General features: G+C 67.3%; 15 protein-coding genes and 3 pseudogenes. 11 read left to right on the top strand and 7 right to left on the bottom strand.

Features of this window, described 5'->3' with window-relative positions:
- Positions 1-5: 5 nt before the first annotated feature.
- On the top strand, positions 6-1,394 hold the full coding sequence (locus B8W69_RS19685) for a flavin monoamine oxidase family protein (protein ID WP_245843308.1): 1,389 nt from the start codon (positions 6-8) through the stop codon (positions 1,392-1,394).
- 10 nt (positions 1,395-1,404) lie between these two features.
- Here B8W69_RS19685 and B8W69_RS19680 read toward each other — a convergent pair whose 3' ends face one another.
- Positions 1,405-2,499, bottom strand: a complete 1,095-nt coding sequence (locus B8W69_RS19680) for a helix-turn-helix transcriptional regulator (protein ID WP_085291458.1) — start codon at positions 2,497-2,499, stop codon at positions 1,405-1,407.
- The gene (locus tag B8W69_RS19675; RefSeq protein ID WP_085291510.1) at positions 2,496-3,704 is read right to left on the bottom strand and encodes a glycosyltransferase; all 1,209 of its coding nucleotides are present in this window, start codon (positions 3,702-3,704) and stop codon (positions 2,496-2,498) included. Before B8W69_RS19675 ends, B8W69_RS19680 begins: the two co-directional genes overlap by 4 nt.
- A 190-nt stretch (positions 3,705-3,894) precedes the next feature.
- On the opposite strand from B8W69_RS19675, the gene B8W69_RS19670 reads away from it, so the two are divergent.
- On the top strand, positions 3,895-4,803 hold the full coding sequence (locus B8W69_RS19670; RefSeq protein ID WP_085291457.1) for a chemotaxis protein CheB: 909 nt from the start codon (positions 3,895-3,897) through the stop codon (positions 4,801-4,803).
- Here B8W69_RS19670 and B8W69_RS19665 read toward each other — a convergent pair.
- Genes B8W69_RS19665 through B8W69_RS19655 form a run of 3 tightly spaced genes read right to left on the bottom strand, consistent with a single transcriptional unit; the run spans position 4,800 to position 8,461 of the window.
- Complete coding sequence (locus tag B8W69_RS19665; protein ID WP_085291456.1) at positions 4,800-6,641, bottom strand: CheR family methyltransferase; 1,842 nt, start codon at positions 6,639-6,641, stop codon at positions 4,800-4,802. The two genes, B8W69_RS19670 and B8W69_RS19665, sit on opposite strands and share 4 nt — an antisense overlap.
- A gap of 52 nt (positions 6,642-6,693) precedes the next feature.
- Complete coding sequence (locus B8W69_RS19660) at positions 6,694-7,452, bottom strand: STAS domain-containing protein (protein ID WP_181447443.1); 759 nt, start codon at positions 7,450-7,452, stop codon at positions 6,694-6,696.
- The gene (locus B8W69_RS19655) at positions 7,445-8,461 is read right to left on the bottom strand and encodes a chemotaxis protein CheB (protein WP_085291455.1); all 1,017 of its coding nucleotides are present in this window, start codon (positions 8,459-8,461) and stop codon (positions 7,445-7,447) included. Before B8W69_RS19655 ends, B8W69_RS19660 begins: the two co-directional genes overlap by 8 nt.
- Before the next feature lie 73 nt (positions 8,462-8,534).
- Here B8W69_RS19655 and B8W69_RS19650 point away from each other — a divergent pair.
- From B8W69_RS19650 to B8W69_RS19640, 3 genes and pseudogenes are all read left to right on the top strand, one after another.
- A pseudogene (locus tag B8W69_RS19650) lies at positions 8,535-8,684 on the top strand (catalase); the annotation flags it as partial.
- Positions 8,672-8,878, top strand: a pseudogene (locus B8W69_RS19645) (hypothetical protein); the annotation flags it as partial. The pseudogenes B8W69_RS19650 and B8W69_RS19645, both read left to right, overlap by 13 nt.
- Positions 8,879-8,952: 74 nt before the next feature.
- A complete protein-coding gene (locus tag B8W69_RS19640; RefSeq protein ID WP_085291454.1) occupies positions 8,953-9,210 on the top strand; it encodes a DUF7218 family protein in 258 nt (85 codons plus the stop codon).
- Here the strand turns inward: B8W69_RS19640 and B8W69_RS19635 are convergent.
- A complete protein-coding gene (locus tag B8W69_RS19635) occupies positions 9,207-9,782 on the bottom strand; it encodes a nucleotidyltransferase family protein (RefSeq protein WP_085291453.1) in 576 nt (191 codons plus the stop codon). The two genes, B8W69_RS19640 and B8W69_RS19635, sit on opposite strands and share 4 nt — an antisense overlap.
- A 91-nt stretch (positions 9,783-9,873) precedes the next feature.
- Between B8W69_RS19635 and B8W69_RS19630 the strand changes: the two genes are divergently transcribed.
- From B8W69_RS19630 to B8W69_RS19610, 5 genes are read left to right on the top strand one after another with little or no spacing between them, the layout of a single operon-like run.
- Positions 9,874-10,599 carry a glycosyltransferase family 2 protein gene (locus B8W69_RS19630; protein WP_085291452.1) on the top strand — a complete coding sequence of 242 codons (726 nt, stop codon included), beginning with the start codon at positions 9,874-9,876 and terminating at the stop codon, positions 10,597-10,599.
- Complete coding sequence (locus B8W69_RS19625) at positions 10,596-11,549, top strand: acyl-CoA dehydrogenase family protein (protein WP_085291451.1); 954 nt, start codon at positions 10,596-10,598, stop codon at positions 11,547-11,549. Before B8W69_RS19630 ends, B8W69_RS19625 begins: the two co-directional genes overlap by 4 nt.
- Complete coding sequence (locus tag B8W69_RS19620; RefSeq protein WP_085291450.1) at positions 11,546-12,319, top strand: PIG-L deacetylase family protein; 774 nt, start codon at positions 11,546-11,548, stop codon at positions 12,317-12,319. Before B8W69_RS19625 ends, B8W69_RS19620 begins: the two co-directional genes overlap by 4 nt.
- Complete coding sequence (locus B8W69_RS19615) at positions 12,316-12,942, top strand: SAM-dependent methyltransferase (RefSeq protein WP_245843307.1); 627 nt, start codon at positions 12,316-12,318, stop codon at positions 12,940-12,942. Before B8W69_RS19620 ends, B8W69_RS19615 begins: the two co-directional genes overlap by 4 nt.
- A 59-nt stretch (positions 12,943-13,001) precedes the next feature.
- Complete coding sequence (locus B8W69_RS19610; RefSeq protein WP_085291449.1) at positions 13,002-13,766, top strand: endonuclease/exonuclease/phosphatase family protein; 765 nt, start codon at positions 13,002-13,004, stop codon at positions 13,764-13,766.
- 4 nt (positions 13,767-13,770) lie between these two features.
- Here B8W69_RS19610 and B8W69_RS19605 read toward each other — a convergent pair whose 3' ends face one another.
- Entirely contained in the window at positions 13,771-14,055 is a 285-nt protein-coding gene (locus B8W69_RS19605) for a DUF3349 domain-containing protein (RefSeq protein WP_085291448.1), read from the bottom strand.
- Positions 14,056-14,246: 191 nt separating this feature from the next.
- Between B8W69_RS19605 and B8W69_RS32025 the strand changes: the two are divergent.
- A pseudogene (locus B8W69_RS32025) lies at positions 14,247-14,787 on the top strand (hypothetical protein).
- The last annotated feature ends 178 nt before the right edge of the window (positions 14,788-14,965 follow it).

Raw genomic sequence — 14,965 nt, 5'->3', positions numbered from 1 at the left:
GACCCGTGTCTGGGTTGTCGCGTCGGGCATTCTTCGCGGCCGCGACCGGCATGGCCGGCGGTGGGCTGACGGCCGCCTGCGCGCCGAACCCGTCGACGCGCGCGAGCGGGCGCCCGTCCGATCCACTCCGGCCGGCGGACACCACGTCGACCCTTGTCGTCGGCGCCGGGATGGCGGGTCTGTCCGCCGCCCGCAGCCTGGCCGACGCCGGACGGCCGGTACGCATCATCGAAGCCCGCGGCCGCATCGGCGGCAGGGTGTGTACCGACCGTGACTGGGGCACGCCGCTGGAAATGGGCGCGTCGTGGATTCACGGCACGACGGACAACCCGCTGACCGAGCTGGCCCGGCGGGCAGGGGCCCAGCTGGTCAGCACCGACTATTACGGGTGGGCCGAGCTCGCGGTGGATCCCGCCGTGGCGCCGCTGGATTACCACAGCGCAACCTGGCGATCGTTCGTCGAGCGGGCGCGCGGTCAGGCCGGTGCGGGGAGTCTGGGCGCCGCCGTACAAGCCGCCGCCGACAGCGCACGGCTGTCCGCGGCCGATCGCACGCAGCTGGCGTTCTACCTCACCACCGAGGTCGAGGACGAATACGCGGCCGACGCCAACCAACTCTCGGCCGGCAGCTTTGACAAGGGTGACTACGCCGGCGGCGACCAGGACGTCATCACGAACGGCTATGACGCCCTGCCGAAATCGCTCGCCGACGGACTTGCCATCGAGCTCAACTCGCCCGTCACCGGGATCGTGCAGCGCGACGGCGCCGTCATCGTGCGGACCAAGGACAGATCGTTCCAGGGACCCGCCGCGATCGTGACGGTACCCCTCGGCGTGCTGAAATCTGGTGCGATCGCCTTCGATCCGCCGCTGCCCGATACCCATGCCCAGGCCGTGCGGGCGCTGGGCTTCGGGGCGTTATCCAAGAGCTTCTTCCGCTTCGATCAACGAACGTGGAAGGCGGACAACGCTTTCTATCAGTACATCGGTCCGGAAGGCGGGCTGTGGTCGCAATGGTTCACCTTGCCGAGCACCGCCGGTCCCATCGCCGTGGCCCTCCACGGCGGCGGGCGGGGACGATTCGTGGAATCCTGCGCGCCAAAGGATCTGCTGGCCGGCGCGCTACCTGTGGCCCGCCGGCTGTTCGGCGACAACGTCGCGCTGACGGATGTGCGAACGTCGAGCTGGACCAGCGACCCGTACGCCCTCGGCGCGTATTCGTTTCACCCGCCCGGCTCCGGCCTGGACGACCGCCGACGGCTGCAGCAATCGATCGGCGACCGGCTCTATCTGGCAGGCGAGGCTGTGGGCGTCGACAACCCGTCCACCGTGACGGGTGCGCTGGCCAGCGGCCGCTACGCCGCGAACCAACTGCTGCACAAACTGAACGGGTGATCCGGCAAAATCAGGACGGTGAGGCCTGCTGCCGCAGCGTGGTGTGTGGGCTCTGGCCGTAGGTCTGTCGGTAGAGCACCGCGAACCGGCCGGTATGCGCGAACCCCCACCGCTGGGCGATTTCGCTGACGGTGGATGCGGCGGGGGTCGCCGCCACCAGCTCTCGATGGGCGTGGCCGAGCCGGACGCGGCGCATGTACTCCGTCGGCGTCGTGTCGAGCTGCCGGCGAAACAGGTACTGGACCGCTCGGGGCGTCAGGTGCACCGCGTCGGCGACATCGTTGATGCCGATGTCCTCGTTGGTGTGGCGGTGAATGAAAGCCACCGCCTCCTTGAGGGTTTCGGGCAGCGCAAGGTCGCTGGCCGGATCCTGTTCGGTCAGGTTGGACGGGTAACACTCAAGCAGCGCACCCGCCAATAGGGTGGCCATGCCCGTGGCGATCAGCGGCTGCTGAGCGGTGTCGGCAGAGGCCAGCGTGGCAACCGCGTAGTCCAGCGCTCGATGCCACGCCCGCACGGCGGCACGCGAACGCGGCCGCCAGTTCACGAATTGGGTCTGCTGCGCCAGCGACGTGCGCCAGTCCGCGGCGACCTTGTGCAGCACGTCCGCCTCGACGGTCACCACATCGAAACGTGCACCGTTGCAGTGCAATACGCAGGACATCCCGTGGGCGACGAGAATCGGGAAGTCCGTGGTCGCCACGGGGCCGCCCACGACGCTCAACGAGCCGGCCCGCGGCTGGATCACCACGATAGTGTCGGCCGCCGGAATCTCGAGCGTCACGCGCCCCTGGATCATCACCTCGTCGACCGTCATCAGGCCCGCGTCGCTGCGCCGGTGCGACACCGCCGCGTGGCTGCCGAGCCCGGAGATTCGCCAGCCCGGTCGATATGTGCCCGCGAAAAATTGCCGCGCCGCATGTGCATCGGCGGTGCGAAACTGCTTGTACTGCACGGCAGCCGGGCGGAACCCATGCTCGGCATCCGCTGAGAGCCCAGGGCGGCCCGGGCAGTAGTCGGACCGCGTACCCCCGCGCGTTCCCTCGGCGGAATCGATGACCAACTCGGGAACCTTGCCGTCGATCCCGCCTGTCGTGGTGGTCATGGCCGGCCCTGCAAGAGGCCCTCGGCGGCCGGCATCACCGCGCCGCCGTAACTAATCGACGCCCGATACGGCAAACCGGTGCTCTCGTAAATATTCAGCACGTCGAGCGCTATCCGCTCCCACGCGAAGCGCGACACGGCACGGCTGCGGCCCGCGGCACCCATGCTCTGGCACTGAAAGCTCTGGCCCAGAAGTTTTCTCAACGCGGCGGCCAGGCCGGGGGGATTCTCCGGCGCTAGCAGGAGGCCGGTGATGTCGTCGAGTACGACGTCGGCCAACACACCCACGGTGGCCGCGACCACGACCACCCCGCTGGCCATGGCCTGTAATACGGTGGTGGACCGTGGTGGTTGTCGGGGAGTGCACACCACCACGTCGGCGGACCGCATCAGCTTCGGCATATCGTCATCGGCGACCGTACCGGCAAAGCTGACGCGGTCGGCGACGCCCAACTGCGCCGCGAGATGTTGCAGCCGGGCCCGCGCCTCATTGTGGTCAGCATTCGTGGCGTCACTCTCCGCGATCACCAACTCGGCGCCACGCACCTTGGGCAAAGCGCGGATCGCGATATCGACGCCGCTGCGCCACAGAGCATTCGGTGTCGCGCACAGAACGCGCCGCAGGCCGTTTCGCGAGGCCGCCGGGCCGGTCGGGCAATAGCGCTCGGCGTCCACGCCGCAGGTCAGGATGGACACTCGGGTCCGGCGGCGACGCAGCCGGGCCAGCACTTCGACGTCCGCGCTGCTTTCGCCCGTTACCCAGCTCGCGCTGCGCGCCAGGAGCGGTTCGATGCGCTCGCGTTCGCTGGCGCGCTCGGCTTCGGCCTGGCCACGCGAGGTAGCGGCCAGACCCAGGAATGTCTGCACGACCGGGATACGCTGACGGCGGGCGGCCAACTGAGCGGACAGGCCACCCAGCCAGCCGTAGGCGTGCACGACGTCGGGTTGCCCTCTCGACCAGGCCCGCTCGAGTTTGGCGGCCCAGTCCCCCGCATAGGGCAGGACGTCGACGGGTGATTCGGCCTTGCGCGGGCCGACCGGAACCGACAGACAGTGGTAGTAGCCGTCGTCAGCTGCCTGCACCGAGCGCCGACCGGCTCGTCGGAGACACACGGTGGCGTCGTGGCCGTGGGCCGCCAGCGCGGCACACACCTGCTCCGGGTCCTCTCCGACGACGTCGTCGCCGCTGACGATTGCAATCCTCAACTGCAATTCCCTCCACCAATAGCAGCTGGCATACCCTCGCCGATACCCGCAAAACAGACCGGACGGCCTCTTCGCATGTTGCCCCGGGGATTCGTCTATCGGACCCCATGTGAGCTGCCAAGACGAGCCGGGGCGGCCTCGGATACCGCGAGGCTATGGCGGCGGGTCGACAAGGTGGAGACTTGATGAGGTGACGACTGATGGGCACGGCCGAGGCGTTCAGCTGGTGGTCCTGCTGGCGTCGGCGGGTGGTTTGGAAGCGCTGTCGACTGTTTTGCGAAATCTGCCTTCCGACTTTCCCGCCGCCGTCGTCGTGCAGCAACACCTTGGCGGTCACGACAGCCTGCTGACCACGATCCTGCGCAGGCAAACGGGACGCGCGATCGGTTGGGCGCAGGACGGGCTGGTCGTGCACCCCGGACAAGTGATCGTGTGTCCACCGGGCGTGCTGCTGCAACTGAGCGCGAAGGGCCGCTGTCGCCTGCGCGATGCGCAGCGGCATCAGGTGCTGGTGTTCGACGTCCTGCTGGCATCAATCGCTGGGTCCTACGGCCCGCGCAGCGTCGCCGTGGTGCTGTCGGGCTCCGGACACGACGGCGCGGAGGGCACCGTCACGATGAAGCGGGCCGGTGCCGTCGTCATCGCCCAAAGCCCGGGGACCGCGCAGTACCCGTCGATGCCGATCGCTGCCGCACGGGCCGGCGCCGATCTGGTACTCGACGTCGGCGAAATCGCCGGCGTCCTGACCGCCATTGTCGGAGGGGCGGCGCTTCCCCCGCGGCGAGAACCGCCGGCACAACCTCCGCTGGACCGGTCCGATGCCACCATCACCACGTACGACGTTCTCGACCGGCTGCCGCCGAGTTTCAGCACGAACAGTGCTGCGGCGCGGGGTGAGCTCGCCCGGCTGCGCGCCGCCGAGCTTGAACGCCGCCGCAAGGAACTGACGGCGGGATTCGGTGTTACACAGGAGACGGTGGCCGTGGCACGGCGCCGGGCCGAGGAGTCGCGTTGCCGCGCGCAACTGGCTCATCAGGCCGCCGAGGAAGCCTCCACCCGATGGCCGGACAGGTCGTCGGGCCGCATCGCGGCCGACTAGCCCACGACCTCCATCAGCAGCAGCGCCCCGCCGACCGTGCCCTCGCTCGAGCGGAACGACGTGCAGATGATGCGCACCCTGGCCGGGCGGCCGCGCCGGTTGACCGCCTCCACCACGACGTCACCGGAGCTCTCCGGGTCGACGAAGGCGTTGCCGATCAGGGGCCGCACAGCGTCGAGCGGCAGGCCGATGTCCAGACTGGTCAGGCCGGATCCCGTCGTCTCGTCCGCGCGCAGCCCCCAGAGCTCTTCGCAGCCGCGGTTCCAAAGGACGACCTTCATCTCGCGGTCGACCACCACCATGCCCATCCGGACCGAGTCGATCAGCGAATCCTGGAAATGCTTCGCTTCGTCGAGCTCCAGGCTGCGTTCGCGCAACATGTCGTTGATGGTGTGCAGCTCATCGTTGGTGGACTGCAGCTCCTCGTTCATCGTCTCGAGTTCTTCGTTGGTGGACTGCAGCTCCTCGTTCGTGGTCTCGAGTTCCTCAACGGTGGATTGCAGTTCCTCGTTGGTGGTTTCGAGTTCTTCGTTGGTGGACTGCAGCTCCTCGTAGGCCGCCTCCAACTGGCGGTTGGTTTGGACGACCTTGTCCAGCAGCGCGCGGGTCGCCGAGACGTCGAAGAACACGATCGACACACCGAGCAGGCCGTTCTCGGCGTCGACCAGCGGATTGACGTGGATCTCGAACCACACCGTATCGGCACCCGGCCGCTGCCATTTGACGTCCTGGATTCGTGCCGAGCGCCGCTCCACCTTGGCCTGCTCCAGGTAGGCGCGCAGCTCCACGGGACGGTATGACACCTCGAGGTCGCTCAGCAACCGGCCGATGTCGCGGGCCGAGAGCCCGAAGATGGTCTCCGCCTGCTGGTTGATCATCGCGACGGTGTCCTCGCCGGTGATCACGATCTGGGCCACCGGGCTGGCGCGAAAGGCCAAGTCGCGCACTGTCGTCAACCCCGAACGGTCCACAGTGCGCTCGTGGATCGCCGAATTCGGGTCGTAGCGTTCTATACCACCGAGGGATCCGACCGACTTGCGGAAAATCCGGTGTTTCAAGTTCAGCGGTAAGAATCGGTCGCCGTGGCTCAGCAGCATCTCGGCGTGCCCGAGGAACAGCGTACCCTGCGGCACAAGCGCAAAATGCAGGCGCCTCAACACGTTTCGCTGCGTCTCGGCATTGAGATACATCAGGCTGTTGCGGCACACCAACAGATCGACACGCGAGATCGGCGCATCCTTGACCAAGTCATTACGGCCGAAGATGACCGCGCGGCGCAGGTCCTTGTGAAAAAGGTAGCGGCCGTTGGCATGTTCGAAGTAGCGACCTAAAAGGTCTGCAGGTACGGGTTCGACCGCCTTGGCGTCGTAGGAGGCGCTACGCGCCTCGGCGAGCGCACAATCGTCGACATCGGTGGCGTAGATTTTGACCCGCTGCCGGAACCCGTCGGGTCCCAGCGCTTCGGCCAGCAGTATCGCCAAGGTGTAGGCCTCCTGTCCCGAGGCGCAGCCGGCGCTCCACACCCGAATCGGATCGCCGGGACCGCGCTCGGCCAGCAGCCGCGGAATGACCTCGGTGCTGACGAACTCCCAGGCGTCCGGGTCGCGGAAGAAGGAGGTGACGTTGATCAGGATGGTGTTGAAGAGCGCGGTGAACTCGTCCGAGCTGACCTGCAGAAAATCGAGGTACTCGTCGAACGCGGTGTAGCCCGCCTGATCCATCCGGTGCTTGACGCGGCGGATCAGGGACGTGCGCTTGTAACCGGTGAAGTCGAAGCCGCGCGAATCCCGGATGTAGCGCAACAGGGCCTCGAAGGCCTCGTCTGTCGTGGATTCCATCCAAGTCCCGCCAATCAGCGTTCACTGAAGGACTTGAACATTACTCGCGGCGTCAGAGCTGGTTTTCCGGTCCGATCAATCCCCAGACCGTCTTGCCCGACGACGTGGGGGTGGCGCCCCACACCCGGCACAGCGCGGTAACGATGGCCAGCCCGGAGACGATGTCGGCGCCGTGGTCGGCGTCCTCATGCCGCCCAGGAAGGTGGAAACTGCCGTCCTCCACCGCGACTGTGACGCTGTCCTGATAGCTCTCGACAAGCAACACGGGTGCGCTCTCGGTGTGGTCGAGCGCGTTTTCGACGAAGACGGTAGCCACCGTCGCCGCGACCCGGACCGTCTCGGCAAGGCCCCATTGGGTGAGCCAATCGGCGATCACGCTGCGGGCGACATCGACGCTGCTGATGTTGCGCGCCAACTCGGTGCGCGCCCGCCGCCGAACCTTGAAGGAGTGGCCCCGTGTGGACTCGAACGCAAGCTCCCGGGTGGAATGCACTGGCACATACCGGGTGATACCGGCCGCGCTGATCTCCCGCTGCACCCGCGGGTCGGCGCACACCAGCAGGATCGGCACGTCGGGCCACACGCTGACGTGCCAGCGCGCGCTGGTGAACACCGTCCACGCCGAGGCCGACGGCGCGTGCAGACGGTTGACGTCGACGATGACCGCGCGCGGCTCGTCGATCGCGACCTTGATGACGGTGTCGCGGACGGTTCGATAGGTCGAGCTGTCCAGCAGGCCCTCCACGATCAGGATGGGTACGCTCCGCTGTGAGTCCAGTTCGATCTGGACGGCGAGACCGAAGTCAGTCACCGGGCTCACCGCCGTGCGCAGCGGTGGCCGACAGCCGCTCGCTGAGCACACCCAGCGCATGTTCGGTTTCCTCGGCGACGGCCGCATAGCGGCGGGCGAGCAGACCGGGTCGGGTCTTACCGGCCAGGTCTCGGGCCAACCTGGCCTTCTCCTGCAAGCTGCGCAGCGCCACCCACAGCGCGCCTTCGACCTCTTTCTCCTGGGCGGTCAGCAGGGGCTCCGCCGTCCAGGCATGGCCAACCTGGCAACGAAAATTCTTGTCGCTGATGGATACCAGCGAGCCGTTGCAGTCCGGGCAGGTGTAGCCCGAAGGCGTGCCCAGTTGTTCAGTGTCGAAATCGGTCGAGAACCTTGAAGTCTTGGCGATGCGGTTCTCCAATTCCATCGCGGCGTCGCGTTCCATGTCGGGTTCCTCTATCTCTCGGTGCGACAGCTCTTTGAGGACCGCGCCGATGTCGGCCGCCGTAGCCTGCTTGTCCACCACGCCCGCGTCGACGGCGTTGGTCGGCATCGCCGGGAACAACGCGTCCTCGGGTGACTGGCCGATGGTGACGCCGCCGCGCGAGCGGATGGCGGCCATCCCCAGCACGCCGTCGTCGAGCACACCGGAGAGCAGCACACCGACCGCGCGAGCCCCAAACGTCAAAGCCACCGAGCGGAACAAGGCGTTGATCGCGGGCCGGTACCCGTTCTCGGTGGGTCCCTGCGACAGCAGCACGTGATGGTCGGCGACCAGCAGATGGCGGTCCGGAATGCCGACGTAGATGCGGCCGGGCTCGAGGGCCGTGCCATCCTCGGCGGCGACCGCGGGCAACGGACCGCTGCGATCCACGATGCGAGCCAGGACGCTGGGCGCCCCCGCGGGCACGTGCAGAACCATCAGATAGGCGTAAGGCACGTCCGCCGACAACCCTGCGGCGAGTTTCGACAGCGCTTCGACTCCACCCGCCGACGCACCGATTCCTACCACACCTTGCAGGGCGCCGACTTCAGCCGTCTGAACCACCACTTTCGACTACCCCTATAGATGGTAGGCAACCCCCACCTGATGAATAGGGCCGCATTTGTGCCGTTTGCCGGAGGAGGCCATCGAGTCGGGCCAATACCCGGAGTGGGAGCTCGGCGTGCAGCTCGTCGCCGAGGCCGACGAGTTCAAGTTCGATTTCGACCTGCTCGACGCAACGAAAATCATTCCCAAGGAACAAGTTCCGGTGCGGCCGGTGGGCAAGATGCGGACGTTGACCTGCTGCGCACCGCCGGTATCACCGACCGCCTGGCCGAGGACACCGACGTGCTCAACGATCAATCCGTCATCACCACCAAGGCCGCGGCCGACGAGTTCCCGGACCGCTTCGTCGAGGAATTCGCCGCCGCTCTCGCACGGCACCGGTGCTGGGAGCGGCGCACAGACCCGGTTCCCGCCTAGGACGTGGTTTTTTATCCGCCCGGGGCGGGCATTCGGAGAGTTAGGGCGTCTCATCGTGGACAGGAGGGTGAACCATGCCGCGTTCGTCGATCAAGAACGAAAAGTTGTACCAGGATTTGCGCAAGGAGGGCGACTCAAAGGAAAAGGCCGCACGGATTTCGAATGCGGCCGCCGGACAGGGTAAGTCGAAGGTCGCCCGCAGGGGCGGCAAGTCCGGCTCGTACCAGGACTGGACAGTGCCGGAACTCAAGAAACGCGCCAAAGAGCTTGGCATGTCGGGCTATTCAAGCCTGAGCAAAGACAAGCTGGTGGTAAAACTGCGTAATCACTAGCCGGTGAGGCCGAGCCGGTCGACCAGCACCAAGAACGCGACCGCGTAATCGTTGTCGGCGGTCAGCGTCCTGATGGCCTCCCAGTCGATCCGTTCGCGCACCGCGCGCACCGCGGGCAGCAACTTGGCGAAGTCGCAATAGTGCTCGTGCAACGCGCGCAGCTGCTGCACGAGCACCATGGTTGGCGGTAGCACCGGCATGCTGATGGCCAACACGTCGTGTGGTTCGGCGCGGTCCAGGGTGCCGGTATCGACCGGTACCCCGTTGAGCCGGTGCAGGACATCGACGAGCTTGTCGGCGATGCGGGCCTTGAACAGCCAATCCTCCGGCGGGCGCTCGATGACGAACCCGGCGTCGGCCAGGGTCGCCACGGCCGCTTCCACATCGGACTCCGCCACCACCAGATCCACGTCGTGGCTGGGTTCCGGTGCCCCGTAAGCCCATAACGCGTAGCTGCCGGCCAAGGCGAAACGCGGTCCGTTCTCCTTGAGCGCCGACGCCGCCCCACGCAGTGCATCCCGCAACCGCGTGGCACACCCGGGTGCGTCGGGCTGGGCGTCGGTGGCTGCCATGGTGCATAGGTCATACCCGGCCTGCGGTGGAAGCAACCTGCAACGGAGGCAAGCTGTTTTAACCTGTGGCAAGTTGGGAAATCTTCGGGTTATGTCAACCGCCGTGCAATGCGCTTATGACGCTGCCGCCGTAGTGATCCCCGCCCACAATGAGCGGGCAAAGCTGCCGGCCTGCCTGCGCGCGGTGCTGACCGCCGCCCTGTGTGCTCCGATCCCCGTCACGATCGTGGTGGTGCTGGACAACTGCGACGACGGCAGCGACGAGCTGGCCGGCGAATACGGGCCCGACGTGCACTTCATCAGCGTCGACGTGCACAACGTCGGGGCGGCCCGTGCGGTCGGCTTCGGTTACGCCCGATCGCTGTTGCGGGACGGCCCCAAAAGCTGGTTTGCCACCACCGACGCCGACAGCCGGGTGGACCCGGACTGGCTGGTCCATCAGCTGGGCGTCGGCGCCGACATGGTTTTGGGTGTCGTGCGCGTCACCGACTGGCGCCAGCACAATGCCGACGTCGTCGACCGCTACATGCGGTGCTACCAAGCCGATACCGCACATGGACACGAGGATCACGAACACATCCACGGCGCCAACATGGGCTTCAGCGCTCGGGCATATTGGCGCGTGGGCGGTTTCCGCCCCTTGCCCACGGGCGAGGACGTCGACCTGGTCGAGCGGTTCGACGCCGCCGGCTATTGCATACATCGTGACACCGAATTGTCGGTGATCACGTCGGCGCGAACCCAGGCTCGGGCCCCTTTGGGTTTCGCCCATCACCTCCGGCAATTGGGGAGATCGGCGGCGGGTGATTGCGCGTGACGGCGGGTTTGGTCAAGCACTGGCTGGAGTCGGAACGACTCGAGCTTCCGCTGCCCGCCTCAGGGCGTACCGCCGAGCGCTGGCAACGGCTGGCCCAGCTGGCCGAGGACAACATCGTGGCCGCCAGGGTTGCCGAGGCGCATGTGGATGCGGTCGCGATACTTCACGAATTGGGCGGCAAGCCGCCCGAACCCGGACAGCTCTGGGGCGTGTGGGCGGCCGAGGCCCCAGACGCGGTGCTGACCGCCACCGACAACAACGGTGCCTTCATCCTGAACGGCACCAAGGTGTGGTGTTCGGGCGCGGGGTTCTGCACCCATGCGCTGGTCACCGCGCGGCTCGACGACGGAACGCGCGGCCTGTTCGCGGTCACCGCGACGGACCCGACGGTCAAGGCGTTGCCCAGCACCTGGTGGAACGCCGGGATGGCCGGCAGTGACACCAGGCCGGTTCAGTTCACCAACACCCACGCGGTCGCCGTCGGCGACCCCGGCGACTATCTGACCCGACCCGGATTCTGGCACGGCGCAATTGGCGTGGCCGCCTGCTGGCTCGGCGGGGCACGCAGGGTTGCCGATCCGCTATACCGTTGCGCCGCAAGCCAATCGGCCGACGCCTACTCCCTGGCGCACCTGGGCGCGGTGGACGCCGCGCTGGCCGCCAGCGACGCGATCCTGGCCGCGGCCGCGAGCCAGGTCGACGATGACCCGTTCGACAAGTCCGGTAGGGCGCAACTGCTTGCCCGCCGCGTCCGCACGGTGGTGGAACACGCCGTCGACGAAGCCATCACCCGCACCGGACGGGCGTTGGGCCCCGGCCCACTGTGCCAGGACGGCCGGCACGCGCAACGGGTCGCGGATCTGAGCATCTACATCCGGCAGAGCCACGCCGAACGGGACCTGGCCGAGCTCGGACGGCTGGCGGGCCAGCAGGCGATGAGGGCCCCATGAAGACCTTGCCGGCGAGCAACTGCGCAAGGTTTGCGGTCAAGCCGCTGACCCACGGCGGCACGCCGGCTCCGTTGTGGCTGGCGGCTTTTGCCGAGAAGCCGCTGCCGGCCTTGGATCTGGCGGAGTGCCCACGCCTGATCGTGGTGGCCCCGCACCCCGATGACGAAACCCTGGGCCTGGGCGCGACGATTGCACAACTGACCGCGACGGGAGTTGCCGTTCAGGTCGTCTCGGTCAGCGATGGCGGGGCCGCGCGTCCCGGCGTGTCGGCCTCGGACCGGCTTCGGATGGAGACCACCCGCAGATACGAATTGCGGCGGGCCACAGGTTTTTTGGGTACCCCTCCCCCGATATCCCTGGGTTTTCCGGACGGTGAGCTGACGGACCACGAAGACAGACTCACCGAGAGGCTGACCGAAATCCTCGAGGCTGCGGGGCGTGGGACGTGGTGCGCGGCGACGTGGCGGGGCGACGGCCATCCCGATCACGAAGCCGTCGGACGGGCGGCCGCGGCCGCGTGTGCGCACAGCGGCGCCGCGCTGCTGGAATACCCAGTGTGGCTGTGGCACTGGGCAGTTCCGGGCGACCCGGCGGTGCCGTGGGAGCAGGCCTATTCCGTACCCGCGCCCGGCTGGCCGACGGAACGCAAGCGCCGCGCCGCGCACTTCTATCGAAGTCAGTTCGAGCGCAATGGAAGCCAATCGGCTCCCGTCTTGCCCGGCTACGTGCTTCCGCGACTGCTCGCGGTGGGCGAGGTCGTATTTCGGTGACCGCACGCCTGCCGGACGCCTATTTCGACGAGATGTACGTCGGCACGGAAGATCCTTGGCAGCTGGCGACCCGGTGGTACGAACAGCGCAAATACGCGATCACCCTTGGGCTGCTGCCACGGCGCCGCTACCGACACGGATTCGAGCCGGGCTGCTCGATCGGAACACTCACCGCACGGCTGGCGCGCCGTTGTGACCACCTGACCGCGGTGGATGTCGCCGAGGCGGCGTTACGCAGCGCGGATACCCGGCTGCGGGAGGCCGGCTGCCGCGATCGGGTGACGTTGACCCGCTCGTCGCTGGACGCGGCGTGGCCGCCCGGACCCTTCGACCTGCTGGTGCTCAGCGAGGTCGCCTATTACCTGGAGGCCGACACCCTGACCGAGGTGTTGCGCCGGGAGTGCCCGAAGATGGCGCCGGGCGCCAATATCGTTGCCGCTCACTGGCGTCACCCGGTGGCCGACTACCCGCTCACCGGCGACGCGGCCCACGAGGTCATCGCGCAAACACCTGGGCTGACGCCGACGGGCCGCTACCGCGACAGCGATGTCGTCATCGACGTGTTCGATACCGGCGACGGGCGGTCGGTGGCGGCTCGCGAGGGGGTACCCGGCGCGCGCTGATCCGCCGAGTGGCATGCCGCGGCGACTGCACGCGGCGGAAAGTGGGTAGGCGGCAACCTATGCGTGTCGCGACGTTCAACATCTTGCATGGGCGGACCGTCGGTGACGGTGTCGTCGTCCGGCGGCTGCGCGACTGCGTGCAACGCCTTGACCCGGACGTGCTCAGCTTGCAGGAGGTCGACTGTGATCAGCCCCGCTCCGAGCGCGCGGACCTGACCGCCGCGGCGGCCGAAGCCATGGGGGCGGTGGAACACCGGTTCGTGGCGGCCATTTCGGGCACGCCCGGGGCAACATGGATGGCCGCGACCGGCCGTGAGCAACCCGGCACCGCCGCATACGGAATCGCGCTGCTGTCCCGATATCCGGTGGACAGTTGGCAGGTGGTGCGGTTACCCCGCATCCCGATGCGCTTTCCGATGTACCTCCCCGGACCCAACCGGATCATGATCGTCGACGAGGAGCCGCGGGCGGCGGTCATCGCGCAAATGCGGACCCCTTTGGGCGGGCTCACGGTGGCCAACACGCACCTGTCGTTTGTCCCGGGCTGGAACCGGCGCCAGCTGCGCCGACTGATTCACGACCTGCGCGGTTTCCCGGGACCGCGGTTGTTGACCGGGGACCTGAACATGACCCCGAAGACCGTGCGCCGTTGGTCGGGGATGCGGGCGCTGGCGGCCGCCCGGACGTTTCCCGCGGACCTGCCAAACCGCCAGCTCGACCACATCCTGACCGACGATCACCGACTGCGCGGCGGCCCCGTGGAATCCGACCTCATGACCATTTCCGACCACCGTCCGCTGGTGGTGGATCTGCAACGGGGCTGACGGTTCAGCCGTCGTGGCGGCCCGCTTGCACCGCGACCAGAACGCGCTCGATGTCGTCGGCGGACGGCATCTCATCGGTGACGCCGATAATCTCCACGCCGACATCGGCGCTGTCGATGGTGTGCCGGCGCGGCGTGAGGAGTCGTTTAGCGATGGCGATGATCTCGTCGTCGGACACTCGCCGGGGCAGCAGCGCCAGCAGCGGTGCGTAACCCACCTCGGGCGCGCGCCTGGGGTAGCCGGCTCGCAGAAAAGCGACCACGCTGAATACCCGATCTCGCAGGCCCATCCTCCACCTCGCTCATCCGCCGCACGCCACATGCCGAAGGCGACTCAAGCTGTGGATTACCCGGTAGAACGGCTTGAAACCATCGATCGGCGGTCAACACCGTCGGAATACCCTACGCGCGAAAGGGGCCCGGCCCGAACACCGGACCGGGCCCCTTTCCGGGTGGCCTACGGGAAGATCAATCGACCACCATCGCCGTCATAGGAGCAACCGGACAGCCGGATCCCGCGTTGTCGCCAGACTGAAATCGCGCGACGTCGCGATCGTCGAGATCTCGCGCGAGCACGGCGTCGACCTGTTCAACGGGCGCGACCTTTCGCAAGCGCTCACGGGCGTCGACGTACGGCTTCCCTTATTACGAAGCCAAGCGAGAAGCCAAGCAAATCCTGCTTGACGGTCCGGTACCGACGACGATCGTCAAGTCGACGCATTGGTACGCGTTCGCGACCAACCACGACGCGGTGACCTGCAGCGCCGACGAGGTGGTCGTCGAGGACTGGCTGATTCAGCCCCGACCTGACAACGAAACTGCTTGCCCAGCAAGGCGATAGCCGACAGGTGCGCACCGTAGAACCCGCGGTCGCCGCGCTGGGCACCGGAGCGCTGCTCGCTTCGGGTCGGGCGATAGTCGTCGGCCCCGATATCGACACCTGGCCGCGGACCCTGGCTCCGCCCTGCACCGACGGGCATCGTGCAGAGGACGGGGACGACTCCAACCCTCGCTCCGGATAACAATTCTGTCACGATCACAACCGCAATTCCTTAGGAACCGGACCCTTTTCTTAAAAATTCGGGGATCGTTTGATCGTTCGCTTAGCGAAAGACCCCGGGAACGCCCCTAGCGCCGCCCGACGTTCGTCGTCAGCGAACACCGCCACTGTTGACTTCCGCTACTTTGGATTTCGAGGAT

Source organism: Mycolicibacterium vulneris, from assembly GCF_002104765.1.
Lineage (GTDB): Bacteria > Actinomycetota > Actinomycetes > Mycobacteriales > Mycobacteriaceae > Mycobacterium > Mycobacterium vulneris.
Note: the sequence above shows the minus strand (reverse complement) of the source record. Positions and strands in the feature narration are given on the sequence as shown.

What these genes read in the sequence shown, in the direction of transcription:
- B8W69_RS19640 (WP_085291454.1), top strand. Translation starts at nt 8,953, where the DNA reads ATGCCGCGTTCGTCGATCAAGAACGAAAAGTTGTACCAGGATTTGCGC.
- B8W69_RS19620 (WP_085291450.1), top strand. Translation starts at nt 11,546, where the DNA reads ATGAAGACCTTGCCGGCGAGCAACTGCGCAAGGTTTGCGGTCAAGCCG.
- B8W69_RS19605 (WP_085291448.1), bottom strand. Translation starts at nt 14,055, where the DNA reads ATGGGCCTGCGAGATCGGGTATTCAGCGTGGTCGCTTTTCTGCGAGCC.
- B8W69_RS19635 (WP_085291453.1), bottom strand. Translation starts at nt 9,782, where the DNA reads ATGGCAGCCACCGACGCCCAGCCCGACGCACCCGGGTGTGCCACGCGG.
- B8W69_RS19680 (WP_085291458.1), bottom strand. Translation starts at nt 2,499, where the DNA reads ATGACCACCACGACAGGCGGGATCGACGGCAAGGTTCCCGAGTTGGTC.
- B8W69_RS19610 (WP_085291449.1), top strand. Translation starts at nt 13,002, where the DNA reads ATGCGTGTCGCGACGTTCAACATCTTGCATGGGCGGACCGTCGGTGAC.
- B8W69_RS19665 (WP_085291456.1), bottom strand. Translation starts at nt 6,641, where the DNA reads ATGGAATCCACGACAGACGAGGCCTTCGAGGCCCTGTTGCGCTACATC.
- B8W69_RS19630 (WP_085291452.1), top strand. Translation starts at nt 9,874, where the DNA reads ATGTCAACCGCCGTGCAATGCGCTTATGACGCTGCCGCCGTAGTGATC.